Here is a 391-nt window from a genome sequence, read left to right on the forward strand (position 1 = left end):
GTCGTTGGTGCCGGTGATGGTGACGTCGATCTGCTTGGTGATCAGGCCGCCATTGCCGTCGTCGAGCGTGATGGTGAAGCTCTCGACCTTGGTCTGGTCCTTGGCGAGATACTCGACGGCGGAATCGGCAACCGTGTAGGTCCAGGTGAGCTGGCCGCCGGTGCCGGTGCCGGTGGTGTCGCTGTCCTTGACCGCGGTGAGCGAGCCCAGCGTGGTGCCGACCGGGGTGCCGGTGGCGGAAACCAGGTGCACGTCGGTGAGGTCGACGTCGGTGAAGGTGATGACGCCGCTGTCGCTGAGGTTGCCGGCCGGGGCGACCTGCTCGGTGACCGCGCCGATCAGATCCTGGGCGGTGATCACGGGCGCGTCGTTGGTGCCGGTGATGGTGACG

At 67.3% G+C, this 391-nt stretch carries 1 protein-coding gene; it reads right to left on the reverse strand.

Annotation, left to right across the window (positions count from 1 at the left end):
* Positions 1-391: VCBS domain-containing protein (locus AB4Z43_RS33530; RefSeq protein ID WP_441941012.1), on the reverse strand; the 391-nt coding region annotated here is incomplete at both ends.

Origin of the sequence: Mesorhizobium sp. 2RAF45, assembly GCF_052115225.1 — a bacterium.
GTDB classification, from domain to species: domain Bacteria; phylum Pseudomonadota; class Alphaproteobacteria; order Rhizobiales; family Rhizobiaceae; genus Mesorhizobium; species Mesorhizobium jarvisii.